The sequence below is a fragment of the Thioalkalivibrio sp. ALE10 genome, from assembly GCF_000381385.1.
In the GTDB taxonomy this organism is placed as follows: domain Bacteria; phylum Pseudomonadota; class Gammaproteobacteria; order Ectothiorhodospirales; family Ectothiorhodospiraceae; genus Thioalkalivibrio.
In genome coordinates, this window is sequence record NZ_KB906455.1 from 139758 (window position 1) to 161486 (window position 21729).

At 68.3% G+C, this 21729-nt stretch carries 25 protein-coding genes; 13 read left to right on the forward strand and 12 right to left on the reverse strand.

Annotated features, from left to right (window positions below; genetic code table 11):
- Positions 1-21 precede the first annotated feature (21 nt).
- Positions 22-408, forward strand: a complete 387-nt coding sequence (locus tag F788_RS0110875; protein ID WP_018871289.1) for a nucleotidyltransferase family protein — start codon at positions 22-24, stop codon at positions 406-408.
- Positions 409-597: 189 nt separating this feature from the next.
- Here F788_RS0110875 and F788_RS0110885 read toward each other — a convergent pair whose 3' ends face one another.
- The gene (locus F788_RS0110885; RefSeq protein ID WP_018871287.1) at positions 598-801 is read right to left on the reverse strand and encodes a DUF2892 domain-containing protein; all 204 of its coding nucleotides are present in this window, start codon (positions 799-801) and stop codon (positions 598-600) included.
- 107 nt (positions 802-908) lie between these two features.
- On the reverse strand, positions 909-2213 hold the full coding sequence (locus tag F788_RS0110890; RefSeq protein ID WP_019592924.1) for a citrate synthase: 1305 nt from the start codon (positions 2211-2213) through the stop codon (positions 909-911).
- A 343-nt stretch (positions 2214-2556) separates the two neighbouring features.
- On the opposite strand from F788_RS0110890, the gene F788_RS0110895 reads away from it, so the two are divergent.
- From F788_RS0110895 to F788_RS0110905, 3 genes are all read left to right on the forward strand, one after another.
- Positions 2557-2955: a nucleotidyltransferase domain-containing protein gene (locus tag F788_RS0110895; RefSeq protein ID WP_019590177.1), complete on the forward strand. Its 399-nt coding sequence runs from the start codon at positions 2557-2559 to the stop codon at positions 2953-2955.
- Positions 2956-3064: 109 nt separating this feature from the next.
- A complete protein-coding gene (locus tag F788_RS0110900) occupies positions 3065-4297 on the forward strand; it encodes an AAA family ATPase (protein WP_019590178.1) in 1233 nt (410 codons plus the stop codon).
- Positions 4294-4806, forward strand: a complete 513-nt coding sequence (locus tag F788_RS0110905) for a hypothetical protein (protein ID WP_019592888.1) — start codon at positions 4294-4296, stop codon at positions 4804-4806. The genes F788_RS0110900 and F788_RS0110905 overlap by 4 nt, the downstream gene beginning before the upstream one ends.
- A 19-nt stretch (positions 4807-4825) precedes the next feature.
- Here F788_RS0110905 and F788_RS0110910 read toward each other — a convergent pair whose 3' ends face one another.
- From F788_RS0110910 to F788_RS14285, 5 genes are read right to left on the reverse strand one after another with little or no spacing between them, the layout of a single operon-like run.
- Entirely contained in the window at positions 4826-5785 is a 960-nt protein-coding gene (locus F788_RS0110910) for a GGDEF domain-containing protein (RefSeq protein ID WP_019590180.1), read from the reverse strand.
- A gap of 44 nt (positions 5786-5829) precedes the next feature.
- Entirely contained in the window at positions 5830-7308 is a 1479-nt protein-coding gene (locus tag F788_RS0110915) for an FAD-linked oxidase C-terminal domain-containing protein (RefSeq protein ID WP_019590181.1), read from the reverse strand.
- 58 nt (positions 7309-7366) lie between these two features.
- Positions 7367-8179, reverse strand: a complete 813-nt coding sequence (locus tag F788_RS0110920) for a creatininase family protein (protein WP_019590182.1) — start codon at positions 8177-8179, stop codon at positions 7367-7369.
- Positions 8166-8966, reverse strand: coding sequence for an FkbM family methyltransferase (locus tag F788_RS0110925; protein ID WP_019021018.1), 801 nt, complete (start codon positions 8964-8966; stop codon positions 8166-8168). The genes F788_RS0110920 and F788_RS0110925 overlap by 14 nt, the downstream gene beginning before the upstream one ends.
- Positions 8915-9514 carry a nucleotidyltransferase domain-containing protein gene (locus F788_RS14285; protein WP_369772471.1) on the reverse strand — a complete coding sequence of 200 codons (600 nt, stop codon included), beginning with the start codon at positions 9512-9514 and terminating at the stop codon, positions 8915-8917. The genes F788_RS0110925 and F788_RS14285 overlap by 52 nt, the downstream gene beginning before the upstream one ends.
- A 53-nt stretch (positions 9515-9567) precedes the next feature.
- Between F788_RS14285 and F788_RS0110930 the strand changes: the two genes are divergently transcribed.
- Both F788_RS0110930 and F788_RS0110935 read left to right on the forward strand, forming a co-directional pair.
- A complete protein-coding gene (locus tag F788_RS0110930; protein ID WP_019590183.1) occupies positions 9568-10632 on the forward strand; it encodes a ChaN family lipoprotein in 1065 nt (354 codons plus the stop codon).
- Complete coding sequence (locus F788_RS0110935) at positions 10632-12728, forward strand: M1 family metallopeptidase (RefSeq protein WP_019590184.1); 2097 nt, start codon at positions 10632-10634, stop codon at positions 12726-12728. The genes F788_RS0110930 and F788_RS0110935 overlap by 1 nt, the downstream gene beginning before the upstream one ends.
- 13 nt (positions 12729-12741) lie before the next feature.
- Here the strand turns inward: F788_RS0110935 and F788_RS0110940 are convergent, their stop codons facing one another.
- On the reverse strand, positions 12742-13446 hold the full coding sequence (locus F788_RS0110940; protein WP_019570529.1) for an SDR family NAD(P)-dependent oxidoreductase: 705 nt from the start codon (positions 13444-13446) through the stop codon (positions 12742-12744).
- A gap of 106 nt (positions 13447-13552) precedes the next feature.
- On the opposite strand from F788_RS0110940, the gene F788_RS0110945 reads away from it, so the two are divergent.
- Genes F788_RS0110945 through F788_RS0110960 form a run of 4 tightly spaced genes read left to right on the forward strand, consistent with a single transcriptional unit; the run spans position 13553 to position 17126 of the window.
- Positions 13553-15073: a DUF1538 domain-containing protein gene (locus F788_RS0110945; RefSeq protein ID WP_019590185.1), complete on the forward strand. Its 1521-nt coding sequence runs from the start codon at positions 13553-13555 to the stop codon at positions 15071-15073.
- Complete coding sequence (locus tag F788_RS0110950; RefSeq protein WP_018871355.1) at positions 15070-15417, forward strand: hypothetical protein; 348 nt, start codon at positions 15070-15072, stop codon at positions 15415-15417. Before F788_RS0110945 ends, F788_RS0110950 begins: the two co-directional genes overlap by 4 nt.
- Before the next feature lie 27 nt (positions 15418-15444).
- The gene (locus F788_RS0110955) at positions 15445-15837 is read left to right on the forward strand and encodes a CBS domain-containing protein (RefSeq protein WP_018871354.1); all 393 of its coding nucleotides are present in this window, start codon (positions 15445-15447) and stop codon (positions 15835-15837) included.
- Between the two features lie 5 nt (positions 15838-15842).
- Complete coding sequence (locus F788_RS0110960) at positions 15843-17126, forward strand: diguanylate cyclase (RefSeq protein WP_019590186.1); 1284 nt, start codon at positions 15843-15845, stop codon at positions 17124-17126.
- Positions 17127-17184: 58 nt separating this feature from the next.
- Here F788_RS0110960 and F788_RS0110965 read toward each other — a convergent pair whose 3' ends face one another.
- Positions 17185-17946 carry a class I SAM-dependent methyltransferase gene (locus F788_RS0110965; RefSeq protein ID WP_020610530.1) on the reverse strand — a complete coding sequence of 254 codons (762 nt, stop codon included), beginning with the start codon at positions 17944-17946 and terminating at the stop codon, positions 17185-17187.
- A 522-nt stretch (positions 17947-18468) separates the two neighbouring features.
- Here F788_RS0110965 and F788_RS0110970 point away from each other — a divergent pair.
- Genes F788_RS0110970 through F788_RS0110980 form a run of 3 tightly spaced genes read left to right on the forward strand, consistent with a single transcriptional unit; the run spans position 18469 to position 20370 of the window.
- Positions 18469-18696 (forward strand): hypothetical protein, encoded by a 228-nt coding sequence (locus F788_RS0110970; protein ID WP_018946147.1) that lies wholly within the window; start codon positions 18469-18471, stop codon positions 18694-18696.
- Complete coding sequence (locus F788_RS0110975; RefSeq protein WP_255349487.1) at positions 18674-19012, forward strand: type II toxin-antitoxin system RelE/ParE family toxin; 339 nt, start codon at positions 18674-18676, stop codon at positions 19010-19012. Before F788_RS0110970 ends, F788_RS0110975 begins: the two co-directional genes overlap by 23 nt.
- Positions 19009-20370 (forward strand): phosphomannomutase/phosphoglucomutase, encoded by a 1362-nt coding sequence (locus tag F788_RS0110980; RefSeq protein WP_019590188.1) that lies wholly within the window; start codon positions 19009-19011, stop codon positions 20368-20370. Before F788_RS0110975 ends, F788_RS0110980 begins: the two co-directional genes overlap by 4 nt.
- A gap of 164 nt (positions 20371-20534) precedes the next feature.
- Here the strand turns inward: F788_RS0110980 and F788_RS0110985 are convergent, their stop codons facing one another.
- The 3 genes from F788_RS0110985 to F788_RS0110995 all read right to left on the reverse strand — a co-directional run bounded on the left by F788_RS0110985 (position 20535) and on the right by F788_RS0110995 (position 21631).
- Entirely contained in the window at positions 20535-20834 is a 300-nt protein-coding gene (locus F788_RS0110985; RefSeq protein ID WP_019021009.1) for a type II toxin-antitoxin system RelE/ParE family toxin, read from the reverse strand.
- Positions 20831-21043: an addiction module protein gene (locus F788_RS0110990; RefSeq protein WP_019592889.1), complete on the reverse strand. Its 213-nt coding sequence runs from the start codon at positions 21041-21043 to the stop codon at positions 20831-20833. Before F788_RS0110990 ends, F788_RS0110985 begins: the two co-directional genes overlap by 4 nt.
- A 144-nt stretch (positions 21044-21187) precedes the next feature.
- Positions 21188-21631, reverse strand: a complete 444-nt coding sequence (locus F788_RS0110995; RefSeq protein WP_018946144.1) for a transposase — start codon at positions 21629-21631, stop codon at positions 21188-21190.
- Positions 21632-21729 lie beyond the last annotated feature (98 nt).

Sequence of the window (21729 nt, forward strand, 5' to 3'; positions counted from 1 at the left end):
ATCTCGCAACGGAGCAGGACCATGACGGAACCGACGGTACTGCGTCGCGCCCTTGAAGACCTCGACGGACTGGACTTCGTGGTACTGATCGGCAGTCGCGCGAGGGGCGATGCGCACGAGCAAAGCGACTGGGACCTGGCCGTACAGTGGTCGGACGCCCCTGATGATGCCCTCGACGCTTTCGCGCGGGACGAGTCCCTGCGTCGCCGGATTGCGGCCGCGTTGGGCACCCACGACGACCGGGTCGACATCGTCAATCTGGAGCGGGCCGGACTGGCCATGCGGGCCGTGGTCGCCGAGGAGGGCATTCCGGTGGTCGGCGAGGATCGACCGCCATGGGCGTGGTTCCTGACACGTACCTGGCGCGAGCTGGAGTTCTGGGAATGGGAGCGTGAGCATGCAGCTTGAGCTCTATCTCCAGGAAGTGCGGCATCTGGCCGGCCGCCAGAGGGCCGTGCTGGACGAAGCCGCCGAACGCCTCCGGCCCCGGTCCTGAAGCCCGAGCCTCTGAACGAAAAAGGGCCCGGACGGAGACGTCCGGGCCCTTTTGTGCGCCCGCCGGTCGGGGCGGGCGCGGGGTGTTTGCCGGGGCTGGCCTCAGCTGAAGGCTTCGCCCGGCTTCACGCCCAGGGCCTTGAGGATCATGGCCAGCGGGCAGAAGCCGGTGAAGGCGGACTGCAGCAGATTGAGGCCGACAAAGCCGGTCAGCAGGAGCCACAGCGGGCTGAACTGCCAGGCCAGGATGGCACTGATGATGATGACGGTGCCGGCAAACGCCATGACGATGCGGTCGATGCTCATGGGGATCTCCTCCTCGTATATCGATTTCTTCTAATGTACAGCCGTCGCCGGGCGTCCACAAGGGAGGCACCCGGCGTGGCCCGGTGCTCCGGCGCGCGCGAACGGACTCAGCGCTCCTCGATCGGCACGTACGAGCGCTCGGGATACCCCGTATATAGCTGACGCGGGCGCCCGATGCGCGATTCGGGGTCCTGCATCATCTCGTTCCAGTGCGAGATCCAGCCGACCGTGCGGGCCAGGGCGAAGATTACGGTGAACATGTTCAGCGGGATGCCCATCGCGCGCAGGATGATGCCGGAGTAGAAGTCGACGTTGGGGTAGAGCTTGCGCTCGATGAAGTAATCGTCCTCCATCGCGATGCGTTCGAGTTCCATGGCCACGTCGAACAGCGGCTGGTTGTCGGCGCCCATGTCGCCCATCTCTTCCAGCAGTTCGTGGCACATCTTGCGGATGATCTTCGCGCGCGGGTCGTAGTTCTTGTACACCCGGTGGCCGAAGCCCATCAGGCGGAAGGAGTCGTTCTTGTCCTTGGCCCGGGCGACGAACTCCTCGACGCTCTTCCCGCTGTGCACGATCTCCTCGAGCATGCGGATGACCTTCTCGTTCGCGCCGCCGTGCAGCGGACCCCACAGCGAGGCGATGCCGGCGGAGATCGCGGCGAACGGGTTGGCCTCGGAGGAGCCGGACAGGCGCACGGTGGAGGTCGAGGCGTTCTGCTCGTGGTCGGCGTGCAGGATCAGGATCAGGTCCAGCGCGCGCACGAACACCGGGTTCGGCTGGTACGGCTCGCTGGGCACGCCGAACATCATCGACAGGAAGTTGGCGGTGTAGGACAGGTTGTTGTCCGGGTACATGAACGGCTGGCCGTTGGCGTACTTGTACGACCAGGCGGCGATGGTCGGCATCTTGGAGATCAGCCGGTGCGCGGCGATGCGCCGGTGTTCCGGGTTATGCACGTCCACGTTGTCGTGGTAGAAGGCCGACAGCGCCCCGACCACGCCCACCATGATCGCCATCGGGTGCGCGTCGTGGCGGAAGCCGTCGAAGAAGCGGCGCACCGCCTCGTGCAGCATCGAGTGCTCCTTGATGATGCGCGAGAAGTCATGCAGCTCGTCGGACGAAGGCAGGTCGCCGTTGAGCAGCAGGTAGCACACCTCCAGATAGGTGCTTTGCCCGGCCAGCTGCTCGATCGGGTAGCCGCGGTAGAGCAGCTGGCCGGCGTCGCCGTCGATGAACGTGACGTCCGAGCGGCAGCTGGCGGTCGACATGAAACCCGGATCGTAGGTGAAGTAGCCGAGCTCCTTGTACAGCGCGCGGATGTCGATGCAGTTGGGCCCGTGCGAACCCTCCTGCAGCGGCAGCTCGATGCTCTTGCCGGTGGAGTTGTCGGTCAGCGTGACGGTCTTGCTCATGGAACGGCCTCGCGTGGAATCGATGATGGCGACCAGACCCGAATGGTAAACCAATCGTTCCGCGGCCACAGCCGCACATGTGCACGCTCGCGTTGGCACCCCGGGTTTTCCGAGACAAGGCGCGTCGCGCAGCGGGTAGTGGTTCTACCCGCAAGCGGCGCAACGCAGGATCGGGGAACCCGGGGCGCCAACCCCGAAGGGGCTCGGCCGCTTTTGCGCGCGCACGGCGTTGCGGCTCCCTTGTGCAGAATGACTGCACGGCGGTCGCCGCGCCTTGTTCGCACGCAAAAGCGACTCGAGCGCGAGCGTGCACATGGTTCTGCGTTTCCCTAGAATCCGGGACATGGAACGAGATGCCGAACACCAGCGCCTGCAGGGCGTGCTGCAGACCCACCCCGAGCTGGAGCTGGTGATGCTGTTCGGCTCGCTGGCCCGCGGCACCGCGACCGCCGACAGCGATCTCGACATTGCCGTAAGCGCCGGTGCCCCGCTGGACGTGGAAGCCCGCATCCGGCTCATCGACGAGCTGGCCCTGGCCACCGGTCGCCCCGTCGACCTTGTTGATCTCACCCGCGCCGGCGAGCCGCTGCTCGGGCAGATCATGACCACCGGGGTGCGCCTGTGGGGCAGTGACGAGGCCCAGGCCCGCTTCCTGACCCGCCATCTGTTCGATCAGGCCGATTTCCTGCCGTACCGTGATCGCATCCTCGCCGCGCGGAGGGATGCATGGATCAACGGGTAATCGAACAGAAACTGGAGACCCTGCGCTACTGCGTCGAGCGCGTGGCCCCGTCCGGCGGGGGCTATGTCGCTGGGGCAAATCGACTCCTTAACACCGGGAATACCTTGCCGTGAGACTGCAGCTGGCGACGTTTGACAATTTTCGCCTGTGGGAGCGGCTCGAAGTTGAACTGGGCTCGCGATTGACTCTTCTGATGGGCGAGAACGGTTCCGGGAAGACGGCCATACTGGATGGTGTCGCCATCGGGCTTGGCGAGATCCTGAAGCATCTTCCCGGGGTCACGGGCATTGATTTCAGTAAAAGAGGCGAGATTCACCAAAGTGGCAACCGGGTGCGGCCCTATGCGCGAGTGACGCTGAAAAGCACCATCCCGGGGCTGGAATGGGAACGGGTTCAGCGTCGGGATCGAAGCCGCACCACTGCGGCTGCCGTCCCGACCGGTCCCGGAGTTCGGTTCCTGCGCAACCACCTGGACGAGAAGGTGATTGACCCCTCGCAGGAGGACCGGGATTTCGAGATGCCGGTCGTGGCCTACTACGGCGTGTCCCGTGCCGTGCTGGATATTCCGCTGCGGCGTCGCAACTTCCCTACCGATCACAGTCGGTACGATGCCCTGGTGGGTGCCCTGGAAGCCAGCACCCGGTTCAAGTCGGCTTTCGCGTGGTTCTATTTCAAGGAAAACGAGGAACATGCGAGGCAGAAGGCTGCCCGAAGCTTCGACGTGACCCTGCCGGAACTCGATGCAGTGCGTCGAGCCATCACCCGCGTGTTTCCCGATCTTTCCAACCCGCGGATCGAGGTAAACCCCTTGCGGCTGGCGGTCGACAAGGAAGGCGAGACCTTTGATATCGCGCAGCTGAGCGACGGTTACCAGACCCTCCTCGGGCTGATCATGGACCTGGCCGCTCGTATGGCCATGGCCAACCCGGATCAGGACGATCCGCTGGCTGCGGAAGCCGTGGTGATGATTGACGAGGTGGATCTGCATCTGTATCCGGCATGGCAGCGTCGCGTCGTGGGTGACCTGCTGGCCACGTTCCCCCGCACCCAGTTCATCCTGACGACCCACAGCCCCTATATCGTCGAGGCCTTGAACAACCACCTGCAGCGATATCGGATCGAGGGACTGGTGCGTGATGAAGGGGAGGCGGAGGTCCGGGATTTGATGGCGCTGGATCCGGCGGACGTCGCGGCCTATGGCATGCAGGGGCGCGAGGCGGTTGAGCTGCTCGACGGGTCTTCCGGACTTCTGGATGATCGGCTGCTGCAGCATTTCAACGAGATCAATCAGCTCTATGACCGTATGCGGGATATCGAGTGGGAGCATGGGGGGGAGGCATGACGTCCGGCTACGCGGATCAATGTAGCTGCCGGCGCATGCGGGCACATCAGCCCTCCACGCTCTGTGCGGATCAGTACACCTTTGCCGAGAATGGCAAACAGGTTCGTTACGCGCCGCGTCAGCAGGAAGAAACCCGGGCCATCGTCCTGGATGACTGTGTCTTTAACGACAACGAGATGCGCTGCGATGGCCTGTTCCTCTGGTGGCAGGTTCGCGGGGGCCGGAAGGTTGCTGCGCTGGTCGAATTGAAGGGTGCCGGTGATATTTCGCGCGGCTTCGAACAGTTGGCGCATGTGCGCAGCCAGCGCCCGGAGTATCGGGAAATGGTCTCGAGCCTTGGCAAGGACGTTCCCGGTGGGCCGGCCCTTGAACGAGCCGTGATTGTTACCAGCGGCCAGATGACCAAGCCCGAGCGTGTGCGCCTGGAAACGCAGTACGGGATTCGTGTGAGAGTGATTACGCACAGCGTGCCTACCCGTCCCGTTCCGGACCTGCGGGACGAGTTCTGAAGGACTTGTGACGCCTGATTCAGCGGGTGTGGCGCTGGCGCAGGAGGTCGCGTTCGGCGAGGTGGGGAGTGTGCTGCAGGCCCTCGCCCGGGTGGCGCAGGGCGCGGCCGGTTTCGATCGCGGGGTGATGGTCCCGCAGGGCCGTGCGGATCTCGGCGTAGCGTCGTTCCAGGGCGTCGGGGCCGGTGTCCACCAGGAGCAGGCCGAACCGGTTGCCGGCGATACGCGCCACACGGTCGCCGGGGAGCAGCAGGCCCTGCAGGATCGGTCCGAGCTCTGCCAGCAGCCGGTCGCCCTGGCCGATGCCCGCCTCCCGATTGATGGCCTCCAGATCGGTGACCTCCGCGAGGACCACCGCGCAGGGCTGCCCGTTGCGCTGGCAGCGCTCTTCCTCGCCTTCCAGGGCCATGTCCCAGCCGCGTCGGTTCAGGGTGCCGCTCACCGGATCGGAGCCGGGCAGCAGGGCCGTGGCCTGGCGTTCGCGGTCGAGGATGTCGTTTTCGCGCTGCAGGGCCAGCAGGTGGCCTGCGGTGTCGGCCAGGGCCTCCAGGGCGGTGTAGCGGTCGTGGAGCTGCGGGTCCACGGGCTCGGGGTGCACACCGCACAGGGTGCCGAACAGGTTCCCGTCGCGGTCGTGCAGCGGAAAACCGACATAGGCGCCCACCGGGAGCTGGTGGTTCACCGGCGCGTCGCGATAGACCGGGATCCCGCTCGTATCCGGGGCGATGGACGGGGCGTCACCACAGGCCATGTGGATGCAGCAGGAGCCGTGCCAGTCGAGGACGACGCCCGGGGCGATCGTGTCGCCCTGGTCCAGGGCGTGCAGGATGATCCAGTCGCGTCCTTCGACCCGGGTCAGCAGCCAGGTGTCCAGCGGGGCTATGGCGTACAGCGCGTCCATCAGCGAACGGACGGCGCCGGAGAAGGCGTCGGTGCCGGGCTCGGCGTGCTGCGGCGGGCGGGGATTCGGGGCTTCCATGCGCGGATTCCGGGTCGGGTTGTCGGGGGGATCGGCCGTGATGATCAGAACCGGGGCAGGTCCGGGTGCGGTGGTTGCGCCGAGCGCACGTGCTGGCGGCCGAATTCGGCGCAGCGTGCCAGCGTGGGCACCGCCTTGCCGGGGTTCAGCAGGCCGCGGGGGTCGAATGCGCGGCGCAGGGCATGGAACTGCTCCAGCTCGGCGGAGGCGAACTGCACGCACATGCCGTCCAGCTTTTCCACCCCCACGCCATGCTCGCCGGTGACCGTGCCGCCCACCGCCACGCACAGCTCCAGGATCGCCTCGCCGAAGGTCTCGGCGGTCTCGATCTGGCCCGGCTGGCTGGCGTCGTAGAGGATGAGCGGGTGCAGGTTGCCGTCGCCGGCGTGGAACACGTTGCACACGCCCAGGCCGTGTTCGGCGGAGAGCGCATCGATGCGTTCGAGCACGTACCCGAGCTGGTGACGCGGGATGGTGCCGTCCATGCAGTAGTAGTCGGGCGAGATGCGGCCGGCGGCGGGGAAGGCAGCCTTGCGCCCGGCCCAGAAGCGCGCGCGCTCGGCGTCGTCCTGCGCGGTGCGGACCTCGCGGGCGCCCAGCCCCAGCAGCTTCTCGCGCACGAACATCACGCTCTCGGAGACCTCGCTGTTGCTGCCGTCCAGCTCGCACAGCAGGATGGCCGCGGCATCCACCGGATAGCCGGCGTGGACGAAGTCCTCGGCGGCGCGGATCGCGGCGTTGTCCATCATCTCCAGACCCGCGGGTATCAGTCCGGCGGCGATGATGCCGGCCACCGCGGCGCCGGCGGTCTCCACGTCGTCAAAGCTCGCCATCAGCACCTGGGTGCGTTCGGGGCGCGGCAACAGGCGCACGGTGACCTCGGTGACGATTCCCAGCATGCCCTCGGAGCCGATCAGGAAGGCCAGCAGGTCCAGGCCTTCGGTATCCAGGGTCTTGCCGCCGACGCGGATGACTTCACCGTCCAGGGTCACGAACTCCAGCCCGGTCACGTTGTGGACCGTGAGGCCGTATTTCAGGCAGTGCACGCCGCCGGCGTTCTCGGCCACATTGCCGCCGATGGAACAGGCAATCTGCGACGAGGGGTCGGGGGCGTAGTACAGCCCGGCAGGTGCCGCGGCCTCGGAGATCGCCAGGTTGCGTACGCCCGGCTGGACCACCGCGCAGCGGTTGTCGGCGTCGATCTCGAGGATGCGGTTGAAGCGTGCCATCGACAGCAGCAGGCCCTCGGCGCTGGGCAGCGCGCCCCCGGACAGGCCGGTGCCCGCGCCGCGTGGCACCACCGGCACGCCGTGCTCGCGGCAGGCCGTCAGGCACAGCTGGAGTTGTTCCATGCTGGCGGGCAGGGCGACCGCGCCGGGGACCTCGCGAAAGGCCGAGAGGCCGTCGCATTCGTAGGCACGGCGCTCGCTTTCCTCGACGATCAGCGCCTCCGGCGGCAGCTGCTCGCGCAGGGTGTCGATCACGGCGGCCAGACCGGGCTGAGGGGTGGTTACGGCGCTCATGCTCGTGATGGTAGACCGTTGCCCGCCGGCCGGGACAATTCCGCAGTTTCCGGAGGGCTCACGCGAGCCGGTCCAGGGGGAAGGCGCGGGCGTCGCGCAGGGCGGCGGCCAGGTGGGTGGCGTAGTGGTCCACCAGGGCCGCGCCCTCGGCGGCGGTGGCCGCTGCCGCATTCCCGGTGGTGCCGGCGGGGTTGAGGTCGCCGGCCAGCCAGGCGAATCCGGCCGGACCCTCCGGGCGCAGGACCTCCAGCGAGGCCTCCAGCTCCTCGCCCAGCGAGCCCGCGTGGCGGGCCTCGGCGTCGCGCACGCTGGCGGGCGCCAGATGGCGCATCATCGCCGTCTCGATGCGCCCGCCGTGCAGGCCATGGCGTTGTTCGGCGGCCGGAATGCCGGCCTGCGCCGGCGGATCCTGGAGAAAGTAATGATGGCGCACGATCAGCATGCGGTGGCGGCGGCGCAGTTCCAGCGCTGCGGTGTCGGCCACCGCCCGGTTGCCGCCGTGACTGTTGTGCAGCACCAGGCGGCGCACGCCGGTGGCCGCGACCGCGCGCCCGGTTTCCACCAGTACGCGGATGGCGGTCTCCGGTGTCAGGCTCAGGGTGCCGGCGAAGCGGGCGTGCTCGGGGCTGGCCAGGATCGTCAGTGGCGGCAGGGCCAGCAGGGGGAAATCCGCGGGAAGCTGCGCCCACGCCGCCTGCAGCAGGCCCTCGCCGATGCGCAGATCGGTGTCCAGCGGCAGATGCGGCCCGTGCTGTTCGATGGCTGCCAGCGGCAGCACGGCCACCGGATCGCGGCCGGCCAGTTCGGCGGCCTCGGCGGTGGTCAGGTCCTGCCAGCGGGGCAGGGGGCGGGGCGCGTCAGGATCGGGCATGCGGCATGCGCAGGCGGGCGTAGAGATCGCCGGAGCCGTAATCCGCGGCGTGGGCCTCCAGCCACAGCCGCACCCGGCCCCGGTCCTGCCAGCGGGCGAAGCGGTATTCGCGCTGCTCGCCGGCGATCACGTTGAATTCGTAGTCGCCCAGCTCGGCCAGGCGTTCCATGCCGGCGATTGCGATGTCCAGCGCGCCGGCGACGAACTCCAGCGACAGCGCCGGGATCGGCTGTGACAGCCCGGCCAGCACCTCGACTTCATAACCTTCGGCGTCGATCTTGCAGAACGCCGGCATGCCGTATTCGGCGATCAGGTCGTCGAGGGTGATGACCGGCACCTGCACATGATCTTCCCAGCGCACGCGGCGGAAGCCGTCGTTGCGCCGCGGCAGCTCGTCGGTCCAGCGCGGGGACAGCGTGGAGACCGTGGGGGTCCGGTGGCTGATGTACAGGTCGGCCGTGCCGGGTTCGGCGCCCACCGCCTCGCCGCGCACGGTTACGTTGCGCCGCCGGCCGGGCCCGCGCTCGAGCCAGCGGCGCAGGGCAGGCTGTGGCTCCACCGCGATCACGTGGCCGCCGAGGCGGGAGAAGGCCAGCGTGCGATCCCCCAGATGGGCGCCGATGTCGAACACCCGGTCGTCGCGCCCGATGAACGGACGGTACAGCCGGCGCAGGGCCCGCTGGCGCCCGGGGCGCCGGTAGATCGCCAGCGAGCGCAGCAGGCCGAGGGTGGCGTTCAGCCGCTCGCGAGCGGCCGGAGACGGGTCGGGATTCGGGGGCGCGTCCATGCTTCCCAGCTTAGGGAAACGCGGATCCATGTGCACGCCCGTCCGGCCCTGTTCGCCTGCAAGCAGGCTCTTACGGGCGCGCAGCGGCTGGGTCGGGAGGGTTCGGCAGCAGATCCTGTGCAGCCCGTTCCAGTTTGCAGGCGAGCCGTGTAGCGGGCCGCCATCGCCGCCCGGTTTTCCACCGGGCGGGGCGTTTCCACCAGCAGGTCGATATCGCCACCGCGGGCCGCATCGTCGACGCGCGATCCGAACAGATAAACGGTACAGTCCCCGAACAGTTCGCGGGCGGTGTGGTGGATCGTTTTACGCTGGTCTTCGCTCAATCGCATCGTGGTCCTCCGGGTCCCGGATTGGGTTGTAGGCCGAGCGCGGGCCGGAACGCTCGGGTGCGGGGCCGGTCCCAATGGACATTGCGTATTCTGCCTGGAGAAGCTTGATGAGGCTGTTTCCGAAGTGTGAGTGGCGGACCCTCGTGGCGCCGTCGTTGCTGGCCCTGACGGCCACCGTGTTCGCTCTGGGGCCCTCTGCACCCCATGCAGATGTGCCATCGGGCGCGGATTGTGTGCAGCCCGGACAGTGGGCCACGCCGGAGGGCGGGGACGTGGATGCCGCGGCGCTGTTCGCCGAACTGGCCGGCGCCGATGCGGTGCTGCTGGGCGAGACCCATAACCGCATGGATCACCATCGCTGGCAGGTCGGCACCCTGGCCGCGCTGCACGGTCAGCGCCCGGACATGGTGATCGGCCTGGAGATGCTGCCGCGCTCGGCGCAGCCGGTGCTGGATGACTGGGTGGCGGGTGAACTGGACGAGGAACAGTTCCTGCAGGAAAGCGACTGGTACGAGCACTGGGGCTTCAACCCGCGGCTGTACTGGCCGATCCTGCATTTCGCGCGGGTGCACGACGTCCCGCTGGTGGCGCTGAACGCCGAGCGCGATCTGGTGCGCCGTCTGGGGCACGAGGGCTGGGACAGCGTGCCCGCCGACGAGCGCGACGGGGTCTCCGCCCCGGCCGAACCCGCCGATGCCTATCGCGAATACCTGGAGGAGGTGCTGGCGCGCCATCCGGCCGCACCGGGGGGCAGCGATGCGTTCATCGGCACCCAGCTGGCCTGGGACCGGATGATGGCCGCGGCCATCGCCGGGGTGATCGAGGCGGGCGGTGACCAGCCGCCGCTGGTGGTCGGGATCATCGGCTCCGGCCATCTGGAATACGGCCACGGCGTGCCGCACCAGCTGGCGGACCTGGGCGTGGCCAACGCTCCGGTACTGCTGCCGCGCGAGAGCGACGGGGCGTGTACGGGGCAGGACCCGGAGCTGGCGCGGGCGGTGTTCGGCGTGCAGGGCGGCGAGCGCTTCCAGCCGCTGACCCCGATCCTGGGGGTGCAAATGCAGCGCCCCGAAGAGGGCGACGGGGTGGAGATCCGCGGCGTGATGCCCGATTCGGTGGCCGGCGCCGCCGGCATCGAGAGCGGCGACCGTCTGGTCGAGGCCGGTGGCCGCGCGGTGGAGACGCCGGCCGATCTGCAGCGCATCGTTCAGGCCGTGACCCCGGGCACCTGGTTGCCGCTGGTGCTGGAACGCAACGGCGAGCGCCAACAGGTGATCGCGCGCTTCCCCTGGCAGGAGAGCGCGGGGGCGCGGCCGGCCGCGGGGAACGGTCACTGATGGCCCGCCTGCGGCGTACCCCGGGGCACAATCGTCCCGGCACCACCGCGCTGGCGTGCCTGCTGAGCGTGCTCCTTGCGGGGTGGGCGGCACCGGTCGTCGCCGGCGAACCGCCCGCCCGCGAGCTGACGATCGAACTGTTCCCCGCCGAGCAGCGGCTGCAGGGTCGTCTGAGCCTGCCCGCCGCGATGCTGGAAGACGCGGACGGGGATCTGCGCTTTCGCTTCGCACGCGGTTTGCGGGTGGACGCCGTGGAGCGGGGCGGGCACGCGCTGAACCACGAGCACAGCGACGCGGGATACCTGCAGGTGACGCTCGATGGCGACGGGGATGTCGCCGGGGACGTCGCACGCGGGCCGCTGGTCATCGAATACCGTGCCCGGCTGCAGGCCCCGGAGGACGCCGGCCCCGGGGGCGGATTCCTCGGCGCGGCCGGCGGCTTCCTGCCGGCGGGGGCCGCCTGGTACCCGCGGCAGCCGCAGGCCGAGCCGGCCCCGGTGCGCCTGGAGGTACGGGTGGCGGACGGGCACCGGGTCGTGGCCTCGGGCTCGTGGCGCTCCTCGGACGCAGACGATGACGGCATGCGCCGCGAGGTGTTCGAGCACCCGGGCGGGCGCGCGCTGGCGCTGGCCAGCGGCCCCTGGGAGGAGGGACGCAGCGAGACCGCCGATGGCGTGGAGGTACGCACCCTGTTCCCGGCGGAGCTGGAGGGCGCGTTCGGCGCGACCTACCGCGAGAAGACCGTGGAATACCTCGAGCGCTTCAGCGACCTGCTCGGGCCATATGCCTTCGACAGCTTCACCGTGGCGGCCAGCCCGGCGCCGGTGGGGCTGGCCTTTTCCGGATTCACCCTGCTGGGCGAGCAGGTGATCCCGCTGCCGTTCATCCCGCACACCTCGCTGGGGCACGAGGTGTTGCACAACTGGTGGGGCACCGGGGTGTACGCCGATCGCCGCCAGGGCAACTGGACCGAGGGTCTGACCACCTTCATGGCCGATTACCGGTTCGCCGAAGAACGCGGCGAGGCGCGCGACGAACGGGGCCAGTGGCTGCGTGACTACGCCGCCCTGCCGGAAGGCGAGGACTACCCGCATGGCGAGTTCGTCGGCGGCAATGCCGGGGCCGACCGCATCGCCGGGTATCACCGCGGCGCGATGCTGTGGCGGATGCTCGAGGACCGCATCGGCGAGGCGGCGCTGCACGCGGGGCTGGCCGACTTCTACGCCGAATACCGGCATCGCGAGGCCGGCTGGCCGGAGCTGATCGCGGCCGTGGACGCGGCGACCGAAGATGATCTGGAAGCGTTCTTCGAGCAGTGGATCGGCCGGGCCGGCGCGCCGCGCCTGGCGCTGGAGAACCCGGCCGCGCGTGAAGACGCCGACGGCTGGCGTGTGACCGCGCGGCTGGCACAGGCGGATACCGACGATCCCTGGCGGGTGCGCGTGCCGCTGGTGGTCGAGTTCGCGGAGGATGACGGCCGGGAGACGCGGGAGACGCACTGGGTGGATCTGCAGGAGGCCGCCACCGAGCTGGAGCTGGAGCTGACCGGCGACGCGCGGCCCGCGCGCATCGCCGTGGACCCCGACTGGCGCGTGTTCCGCCACCTGATGGCGGAGGAGTACCCGCGCATCCTGCGCGAGGCGGAGCTGGACCCGGCGACCCGGGTGATCCCCCTCGGCGGGGCCGCGCCCGCCGAGCTGGCGCCGTGGCTGGGACGGGTGCCGGAGACGGCGGCCCCGGATACCGATCCCGATTCCGATTCCGGGGCGGGAGCCGAAGCACCGCGGGTGCTGCTGGGTTCGCGCGCGGCGGTCGCTGAATGGCTGGGCGAACGCGGACTGCCGACGCGCCCGCAGGAGGCGCACGCGGATACGGACGACCTGCCCGATGCCGCAGCCGATGTCGGGGCCCTGGCCTGGACCGTGCCCGAGACCGGCATCACCGTGATTGCGGCCGACTCGGCCAGTGAGCGGCGTGCACTGGCGGGTGCGCTGCGACACCGCGCGCAGGAGAGCTATCTGCTGCAGGACGATGGCGAGCTGGTGGCGCGCGGGCTGTGGCCGGTGCCGGGGCCCTGGCGCTCGCTGGCGGATTGAACTCCCGGCCCGATCAGTACGGCAGGCGCTGGTGTTCGAAGTCGAACAGCCCGCCGGAGTCCTCGGGACCGAGGGCGTCCAGCACCTCCAGCAGTGCGCCGGTCGCGCGTTCCGGCGTCAGCACCTCGGGGGCGCGGGCGCGGTACGGCTCCGACAGCGGGGTTTCCACTGTGCCCGGCTGCAGTGCGGCCACCACCGCGCGGCGATGGCTGAAGCGCATCTCCAGCGCGGTGGTGCGCACGATCTGGTTGAGTGCGGCCTTGGAGGCGCGATAGCTCAGCCAGCCGCCGGAGTGGTTGTCGGCGATGGAGCCCACGCGCGCCGACAGCGTCGCTAGCACCGCCTTGCGGTCCTTCGGCAGCAGCCCCACGAAGTGCTTGAAGATCAGCGCCGGGCCGATGGCATTGACCGCGAAGGCCTGCGTCATCACCGCCGGATCCAGCTCGCGCAGACGCTTCTCCGGCCGGTGGCCGTCAATGGTGAGCACCCCGGTGGCGTCGATGATCAGGTCCCACTCGGGGGCCTGATCCGCCAGCCATGCGGCCGCGTGGCGGATGCTGTCCTCGTCGGTGAGCTCCAGCGGCGGGTCGGTGGAGCGGCCCAGCGCCACGACCTGCGCGCAGTTCGGGTCGTTCTCCAGATGGGTGACGAAGGCGCGGCCGAGGCCGCCGGTGGCGCCGATCACCACGGCGCGGAAGGGGTGTGCGAGCGAGTCCATGTGGCTGTGACCACAGGCATCGCGATTCGATCCGTTCGTTTGCGTATGGCCTGTACCGGGACCGGGTCGTGTATGCTCTGCGCCGAGTGCAGACGGGAATGCGCGCATGAACTTCCTCCACACCCTCGGCCACGCCGCCCGCAACCTGGCCCCCATCGTGATCGTGGTGGCGGTGTTCCAGATGTTCGTGCTGCAGTCCGTGCCCGAGGGCGTGCTGTCCATGGCCATCGGTCTGGTGATCGTGGTCTTCGGCGTGGCGCTGTTCCTGCAGGGGCTGGAGATGGGGATCTTCCCCATCGGCAAGAACCTCTCCAACGCGCTGGCGCGGCGCGGCTCGCTGATCCTACTGATGGCCTTTGGTTTTACCCTGGGCTTTGCCACGGTGATCGCGGAGCCGGCGCTGATCGCGGTGGCGGAGCAGGCCGAGGTCATCTCCGAGGGGCACATCCAGGGCTTCATCCTGCGCCTGATCGTGGCGCTGTCGGTGGGCACGGTGGTGGCGCTGGGCATCCTGCGCACGGTGCTCGGCCATCCGCTGCACTGGTACATCCTCACCGGCTACGTGCTGGTGGTGCTGGTCACCTTCTTTGCGCCCGAGGAGATCGTGGGCCTGGCCTACGACTCCGGCGGCGTCACCACCAACATCGTGACCGTGCCGCTGGTGGCCGCACTGGGGCTGGGGCTGGCCGCATCGCTGGCCGGGCGCAACCCGCTGCGCGACGGTTTCGGCCTGGTCGCGCTGGCGGTGATGGTGCCGATGATCACGGTGCAGCTCTACGGCATCGTGGTGTTCGCCGGGGCCGACATCGACGGCCCGGCACCCGGCGCCGGCGACGGAGCGGCCATGGATACCGACACGGATCTGCCCGGGGCGGGCGAGGAACGCCACTTCCTCAGCGCCATGGGCATGGACCTGCTGCTGATGCTGCGCGACGTCGCGCCCATCATCGGCGTGATCGTGGTGTTCCAGTACTTCGTGCTGCGCAAGCACATTCCGTATCTGCCGCGGGTGCTCTTCGGCTTCGCCCTGGTGGTGTTCGGCCTGTATGCCTTCGTGGTCGGGCTCAAGCTGGGCCTGTTCCCGATCGGCGAGAGCATGGCGGAGCAGCTGATCGCCAACGACCGGTTCGTGTGGGTGTACCTGTTCGCGTTTGCGATCGGCTTTGCGACCACCATGGCGGAACCCGCGCTGATCGCCATCGGCCAGAAGGCGGAGGAAGCGGCCAAGGGCTCGCTGAAGGGCAGCGCCATCCGCATCCTGGTGGCGCTGGGGGTGGCCGTGGGCATCACCATCGGGGTGCACCGCATCCTCAGCGGGGATTCCATCCACCTGTACATCATGGCCGGCTACGTGCTGGTGATCGTGCTGACCATCCTCGCGCCCAAGGACATCGTGGCGCTGGCATTCGACCTGGGCGGGGTGACCACTTCGGAGGTCACCGTGCCGCTGGTCACCGCGCTGGGGATCGGCCTGGCCACGCATCTGGAGGGGCGCAACGTGCTGATCGACGGCTTCGGCCTGATCGCGTTCGCGTCCATCTTCCCCATCGTGACCGTGATGCTCTATGCCATCGCGGTCGATCTTTACGAACGCTTGATCCGCAAGGACAGGAGGGACACGGCATGAGATTCTCGGCCCTGGTGGCGGTGCTGCCCGACGAACTGGAACAAAAGGCCGTGGATGCGGCGCGCGAGGCCGGTGCCGCCGGCGTGACCATCATGGATGCGCGCGGCATCGGCGCGGAGGCGCGCAAGACCTTTCTCGGCATGACCTACGAGGGCAGCCAGTCGGTGTTGCTGTGGATTCTGGAGAAGCGCCTCGCGCTGACGGTGCTGAAATCACTGTTCCGCGAGCTTGGGCTGGACGAAGACCCGCGCGGGGTGGCCTTCATCACGGACATCTCGCATCTGGCGGGCATTGACCGGCGGCAGATCGACCGCTTCGAGGAACAGGTCAAGGACGAAATCTGACCCCAACTCCGACCGGAGGGAGACTTCATGCTGGTTCGCGACATCCTGACCGAGAAAGTCATCACCGTGGCCCCGCTGGCCCCGCTGCGCGAGGCCATGCAGCTGATGCGCGACAACAACGTGCGCTCGCTGGTGGTGGACAAGCAGCACCCGCACGATGCCTACGGCATCATCACCTACACCACCATCCTCAAGACCATCGTGGCCGAAGAGGGCGACATCGACCTGGCCAACGTGTACGACGTGGCCACCAAGCCGGTGATCACCGTGCCCGCGGAGATGGACGTCAAATACGTGGCGCGGATGATGGTCAACATGGACGTGCGCCGCCTGGTGGTGCTGGAAGGCAACCAGCTGGAGGGGATCGTCACCACCAGCGACATCGTCGGTTCCATCCTCGGCATGCTGGACGAGGTCTGAAGCCGGTGACGCCCCCCGGTTCACTGGATATCCCGCAGGGTCTCGCGCGGCTCGAGCTGCTCAATGCCGCGATCGAGGACACCGCGCACAGCGTGCTGATCACCGATGCCGACCTCGAAGCGGGGCCGCGCATCGTCTATGTGAACCGCGGCTTCGAGCAGATGACCGGCTACCGCCGGGACGAGGTCCTCGGCCTGACGCCGCGCATCCTGCAGGGGCCGAAGACCTCCCGCGCGGTGCTGGACGACCTGCGGGCGACCCTGGAACGCGGCGAGGGCTTCGACGCCGAGACCATCAACTACCGCAAGGATGGCGAGCCCTACAGCGTACGCTGGCACATCTCGCCGGTGCGCGCCCGGGGCGAGCACGAAAGCATCACGCATTTCGTCTCGGTGCAGCGCGACGTGACCGAGGACCGGCGCCGCGAGGAGCAGCTGCGGCTGCTGTCCGCCGCGCTGGAGGCCTCCGGCGACCCGGTGCTGATCACCGATCCCGAGGGCGTCATCGTGTTCGCCAACACGGCCTTCCTGGATCTCAGCGGCTTCGATGCCGACAGCGTCATCGGGGCGACACCGGCGCTGTTCAAGTCCGAGGAGCACGACGACGAGTTCTTTACCACGATGTGGGAGCGGCTGCGCCGGGGCGAGGGCTTCCGGGGCGAGTTCGTGAACCGGCGACCGGACGGCGAGAAGGTCCATCTGGAGCAGACCATCACCCCGATCTTCGATGACTGCGGCGAGATCACGCATTTCGTGGCCTTCGGCAAGGATGTGACCGAACGCGTGCGCATGGAGGACGAAGTGCGGCGTCTGGCCGAGACCGACTGGCTGACCGGGCTGGCCAACCGCCTGACCCTGGGCAACCGTCTGGAGGCCGAGCTGGACCGCTGTGATCGCTATCAGCGGCCGATGGCCTTGATCATGTTCGACATCGACCACTTCAAGGCGGTGAACGACAAACACGGACACGAGGCCGGTGATGTGGTGCTCAAGGCGGTGGCCCGCACGGTGGATGCCCAGCTGCGCGAACAGGACCTGCTGGGGCGCTGGGGCGGAGAGGAGTTCCTGATCGTGCTGCCGGAGACGGACGGCGAGGGTGCCGCCGCGGCGGCGGAGAAACTGCGTCGTTCGATCGCGCAGCTGGATCTGCCGGATGCACCGGCGGTGACCGCCAGCTTCGGGGTGACCGAGCGCCAGCCGAACGACACGCCACGCGCGATCACGCGGCGGGTCGATCAGGCGATGTATCAGGCCAAGGAGGGCGGACGCGACCGCGTCGTCCTCCTGTAATGGCCCTTGCTAACAGAACGGCCTCGTGCCCCGGTGACCCGGGGCGCGAGGCGGGGTATCAGGCCTTGCGGCGCAGGACCCAGATCTCCAGCAGCGCCCATTCCTCGCCCGGATAGTTTTCCTGTTCCAGCTCGGACATGCGGCGGTGACGGCTGGCGGTGCTGCCCACGAACTCGAAGCGGTCCAGCAGCATGCGCTTGGTCTCGTCGGCCTTCTCCAGCGCGAAGGGGTTGAGGAAGTTCACCAGCAGGTAACCTTCGCCCTCGCCACGGCGGAACGCATCCAGCAGCGACGCGATGGCCGGCGGATCCAGGTACACCAGCGACGCGGTGGACAGCAGGATGTCCGCCTCTTCCAGCGACTTCTCGATCGCGTCGCGGGTCTCCGGGGCCGGATTGTTCAGGTCGGCCGCGTGGGTCTCGTCGAACAGGCCGGCACGCTGACCGTAGGCCAGGGCGTTCTCGGAGATGTCGATGCCGGTGGTGTGCATCGGCAGGCGGCGCGGCTTGCTGATGGTGTTGCAGACCGTCTCCGAGGCCCAGTTCTCGCGGATCTCGTCCACGGTCATGTTGTGCACCGCCGCCATCGTGGTGTTGCCGAAGCAGCAGGCCAGGTCGACGTAGTTGAGGGTGCGGCCGTCGGCGGCCTGCTGCTCGGCCCACGGCAGGATGAGCCGGTCGAAGGTCTGGCGGTTGAAGTCGTCGGAGATGTAGTCCAGCGCGTCGATGATGCGCTCCTTGAACGGCACCGGCGTCTCGGCGACGTAGATGTCGTCAAAATGCTGTTTCTTCTCCTCGGTCTTCACTTCGGACTGGCTCATCGGGGCAAACCCTCATCATTGGAAAGTCCAACAGTCTCCGGCCAAGCCACCCGACCGTCAAGCAAACACGCCCCGATCCGCCCCGCACCCGATCGGTAGGAGGCCGGCCCTCCGGCCGATTCCACGTCCGGCCGATCTCCTGCGCCCGATCGGCCAGAGGCTGGCCTCCCACGGCCCCCCGCCGCGTAGGAGGCCGGCCCTCCGGCCGATTCCGCGTCCGGCCGATCTCCTGCGCCCGATCGGCCAGAGGCTGGCCTCCTACGGCCCCCGGTCGTGTAGGAGGCCGGCCCTCCGGCCGATTCGGCGTCCGGGCTGTCTCCGGCGCTCGATCGGCCAGGGGGCTGGCCTCCTACGGCCCCCGCCGCGCAGGAGGCCGGCCCCCCGGCCGATCCCACGTCCGGGCGACTTCCTCCGGCGTGGTTGACCCCGCCCCCCGTCCGCCCTAAAGTCCGATACAGTGCGACAAATTGTCGCAGCCATCCACGCTTGTCATCGCGTCGAAGGGCGCAGGAGATGCCACCCATGGCCCGAAGCGTTCGTCTGGACGACACCCTGGTCCGTGATGCACAGGTCTATGCGGAGGCCAATCACCGCAGCCTGCCCAAGCAGATCGAGCACTGGGTGCAGATCGGCCGCACGGCCGAAGACAACCCGGATCTGCCCTATGAATTTATCAGGGACGCGCTGACTGCAACCGCCGAGATCGACGCAGGACGGGTCGAGCCGTATGTCCGCCGAAAGAAGGATTGAGTTACGGCAGACGCCGACCTTCCGCAAGGCGTTCAAGCGTTTGAGCGAAAAGCAGAAGGACCGGGTGGACGACGAGATCGCCCGGCTGGTCGAGAATCCGGAACTGGGGACGCGGGAGCGGGGCGATCTCGCACATCTGTGGGTGCATAAATTTCGGCTGGAGGGGCAGGAGATCCTGCTGGGTTACGCATGGGACGAGGGACAGCTCGTCCTCACGCTGATGAATCTGGCCCCGCACGAGAATTTCTATCAGGCCGCCCGCAAACGCAGGGACGCGGACCTCAAGTTCCTGCACGAACCGGACCCGGGCACATGAACCTGGACTGTTTCAAGGCGTACGACATCCGCGGGCGGGTCCCGTACGAGCTCAACGAGCGGGTGGCGTACAACATCGCGCGGGCCGTGGCCGAGGAACTGGGGCCGCGCATGGCCATCGTGGGGCGGGACGTGCGCCTGACCAGCCCGGCGCTGGCGGCGGCGGTCATCGACGGACTCTCCGCCGGCGGCTGCAACGTGGCCGACATCGGCCTGTGCGGCACCGAGGAGGTCTACTTCGCCACCGCCTACTACCGGGCCGGGGCGGGGATCATGGTCACCGCCAGCCACAACCCCATGGACTACAACGGGCTCAAGATCGTGCGCGAGGGCGCGCGGCCGGTGAGCGCGGACACCGGGCTGGAGGCGATCCGCTGGCGGGCGGAGCAGGGCGGGTTTACCCCCCGGGTGCGCGGGCGCACCGGACGTCTGTACCACCGCGAGGCGTACATCCGCCACCTGCTGAGCCTGGTCGACCCCGAGGTGATGCCGCCGCTCAACCTGCTCGTGAACCCCGGAAACGGCGGAGCCGGCCCGGTCCTGGACGAGCTGGACGCGCATCTGCCGATCCAGCTGATCCGCGAGAACGCCGAACCCGACGGCAACTTCCCCAACGGCATCCCCAACCCCATGCTGGAGGAGAACCGCCGCTTCACCAGCGACGCGGTGCTGTCCTTCGGCGGCGACCTCGGCCTGGCCTGGGACGGCGACTTCGACCGTTGCTTCTTCTTCGACTCGCATGGCGAGTTCGTCGAGGGCTACTACATGGTTGGCCTGCTGGCCGAGGCCAGCCTGCGCGCGCAGCCGGGAGGCGGGCAGGGGAACCGGGTTGTGCACGACCCGCGCCTCACCTGGAACACCATCGAGATGGTCGAGGCCGCCGGCGGCGTACCGGTGCAGAGCAAGGCCGGCCACGCGTTCATGAAGGAGACCATGCGCCGCGAGAACGCCGTGTACGGCGGCGAGATGAGCGCCCATCACTTCTTCCGCGACTTCTACTACTGCGACTCCGGCATGCTGCCCTGGCTGCGGGTGGTCGAGCTGATGGGCCGGCGCGAGCAGTCCCTGCGCGAGATGGTGCGCGAACGCATGGAGCGCTTCCCCTGCAGCGGCGAGATCAACTTCCGTGTGGACAACATGATGTCCGCCATCCACCGCGTGATGGTCGCCACCGACGCACAGTCCGGCCGCATCGACCGCACCGACGGCATCAGCGTCGAATTCCCCCAATGGCGCTACAACCTGCGCGGCTCCAACACCGAACCCCTGCTGCGCCTCAACGTCGAGACCCGCGGCGACCGCCACCTCCTGCGCCGCCAGGTCGAACACATCTCTGCCATCATCGAAGCCGGGGAATAACCCCTGATGCCCGATCGGCCAGGGGGCTGGCCTCCTACGGGTGCCCCGGCCGGGTCGGCGGGCCCCGGCGGATCGGCGGGCACGGCCCGTAGGAGGCCGGCCCTCCGGCCGATTTTGCGTTCGGGCAACCCCCGACGCCGGGTAGGTCAACGCCCGATCGGCATTCAATCAGGCCGCAGCCGAGTCCGCGCCATTTCGGGTGACCGACGGCAATCGAGCACGGCAAGAATCTGAACCCGCTCCGGCTCCGGCATTCGATAATACACGGCATACGGGAACCGACGAGCCAGCAGCCGGTAGAAGCCGAACCGGGTCTCATGGATGCCGGCGTAAAGGGCGAGGGAGTCGATTTCGCTGGCCAGGCTTTCGAGAAAATAGAAACCGACCCCGGGACAAAGCTTTTCGTAGAAATGAAAGCCGTCAGTCAGATCGCGTTCGGCTTCCGAGAGGAGCTCAATCTTCATTCAGGGCGATTGAGCAAGCGTTCCCGCGCACTGCTCCAGGGGGTGAATTGCGAGCGCCCCTGTTCTATCTGCACTGCCCGGTCGTCCAGGACCTCACCGTGCCACTCCGGAGCAGGAACCTGCTCGGGGGTGCGGCTCAGGTCCTCCCACAGGGCTTCCATGGTTCGCAGTTTCTCGGCGACCGACATTTTTTCGATGGTTGGGTCCATAGCCTGGTACCAGAATGTCAAGGGATTATGGCCAGCATATCATCGAGCAGGGGATCGGCCAGGGGGCTGGCCTCCTGCAGGGCGCGGGAACGGTAGGAGGCCAGCCCTCCGGCCGATTTCGGGCTCGCCTCCTGCAGGGCGCGGTTACAGCCATATCGCGTCCCAGTGCGGATAATCGCCGAGGTTTCGCACCAGCCCCGCACGCAGCGGATTGGCTGCGATATAACGGGCGATCGGCAACAGCTCCTCCTCCCGCCGCAACGCTCGGTCATGGAACCCCGGCTGCCACACCGCATGTCCCAGACGCCTGGACGTGACGGCCTTGATCGACCGAACCACCGTGGATAACGATTCCACCTCGCCCAGCGACATCAACCAGTGCAGATGGTCGGGCATCACCACGAAAGCGAGGGTCTCCGCGTGGTTCTCCCTGTCCGCGTAACGCAGCGTACCGATCAGGGCGCGGGCGGCCCACAGATCCTGAAAAACCGGTTTGCGGTCACGGGTAACCGTGGTCACCAGATAGATACGGCCGGGTTCGGAATACCGGCCCCGGCGAAGGGCCTCGGCATGAGGGCGGCCATCCATGGCGCGTTACTCCAGCTTGTGTCCCCTGAGCCAGAAAGCCTATCGCGCTCCCGGATGCCCGCCAACCCCCGACCCGGCAGGAGGCCAGCCCCCTGGCC

Excerpts from the sequence above, each read along its gene's own strand:
- F788_RS0110890 (WP_019592924.1), bottom strand. The coding sequence starts at position 2,213 with ATGAGCAAGACCGTCACGCTGACCGACAACTCCACCGGCAAGAGCATC.
- F788_RS0110910 (WP_019590180.1), bottom strand. The coding sequence starts at position 5,785 with ATGGAAGCCCCGAATCCCCGCCCGCCGCAGCACGCCGAGCCCGGCACC.
- F788_RS0110875 (WP_018871289.1), top strand. The coding sequence starts at position 22 with ATGACGGAACCGACGGTACTGCGTCGCGCCCTTGAAGACCTCGACGGA.
- F788_RS0110970 (WP_018946147.1), top strand. The coding sequence starts at position 18,469 with ATGGCCCGAAGCGTTCGTCTGGACGACACCCTGGTCCGTGATGCACAG.
- F788_RS0110985 (WP_019021009.1), bottom strand. The coding sequence starts at position 20,834 with ATGAAGATTGAGCTCCTCTCGGAAGCCGAACGCGATCTGACTGACGGC.
- F788_RS0110925 (WP_019021018.1), bottom strand. The coding sequence starts at position 8,966 with ATGGACGCGCCCCCGAATCCCGACCCGTCTCCGGCCGCTCGCGAGCGG.
- F788_RS0110915 (WP_019590181.1), bottom strand. The coding sequence starts at position 7,308 with ATGAGCGCCGTAACCACCCCTCAGCCCGGTCTGGCCGCCGTGATCGAC.
- F788_RS0110990 (WP_019592889.1), bottom strand. The coding sequence starts at position 21,043 with ATGGACCCAACCATCGAAAAAATGTCGGTCGCCGAGAAACTGCGAACC.
- F788_RS0110980 (WP_019590188.1), top strand. The coding sequence starts at position 19,009 with ATGAACCTGGACTGTTTCAAGGCGTACGACATCCGCGGGCGGGTCCCG.
- F788_RS0110895 (WP_019590177.1), top strand. The coding sequence starts at position 2,557 with ATGGAACGAGATGCCGAACACCAGCGCCTGCAGGGCGTGCTGCAGACC.
- F788_RS0110945 (WP_019590185.1), top strand. The coding sequence starts at position 13,553 with ATGAACTTCCTCCACACCCTCGGCCACGCCGCCCGCAACCTGGCCCCC.
- F788_RS0110885 (WP_018871287.1), bottom strand. The coding sequence starts at position 801 with ATGAGCATCGACCGCATCGTCATGGCGTTTGCCGGCACCGTCATCATC.
- F788_RS14285 (WP_369772471.1), bottom strand. The coding sequence starts at position 9,514 with ATGGCACATCTGCATGGGGTGCAGAGGGCCCCAGAGCGAACACGGTGG.
- F788_RS0110965 (WP_020610530.1), bottom strand. The coding sequence starts at position 17,946 with ATGAGCCAGTCCGAAGTGAAGACCGAGGAGAAGAAACAGCATTTTGAC.
- F788_RS0110995 (WP_018946144.1), bottom strand. The coding sequence starts at position 21,631 with ATGGATGGCCGCCCTCATGCCGAGGCCCTTCGCCGGGGCCGGTATTCC.
- F788_RS0110975 (WP_255349487.1), top strand. The coding sequence starts at position 18,674 with ATGTCCGCCGAAAGAAGGATTGAGTTACGGCAGACGCCGACCTTCCGC.
- F788_RS0110935 (WP_019590184.1), top strand. The coding sequence starts at position 10,632 with ATGGCCCGCCTGCGGCGTACCCCGGGGCACAATCGTCCCGGCACCACC.
- F788_RS0110940 (WP_019570529.1), bottom strand. The coding sequence starts at position 13,446 with ATGGACTCGCTCGCACACCCCTTCCGCGCCGTGGTGATCGGCGCCACC.
- F788_RS0110955 (WP_018871354.1), top strand. The coding sequence starts at position 15,445 with ATGCTGGTTCGCGACATCCTGACCGAGAAAGTCATCACCGTGGCCCCG.
- F788_RS0110905 (WP_019592888.1), top strand. The coding sequence starts at position 4,294 with ATGACGTCCGGCTACGCGGATCAATGTAGCTGCCGGCGCATGCGGGCA.
- F788_RS0110950 (WP_018871355.1), top strand. The coding sequence starts at position 15,070 with ATGAGATTCTCGGCCCTGGTGGCGGTGCTGCCCGACGAACTGGAACAA.
- F788_RS0110920 (WP_019590182.1), bottom strand. The coding sequence starts at position 8,179 with ATGCCCGATCCTGACGCGCCCCGCCCCCTGCCCCGCTGGCAGGACCTG.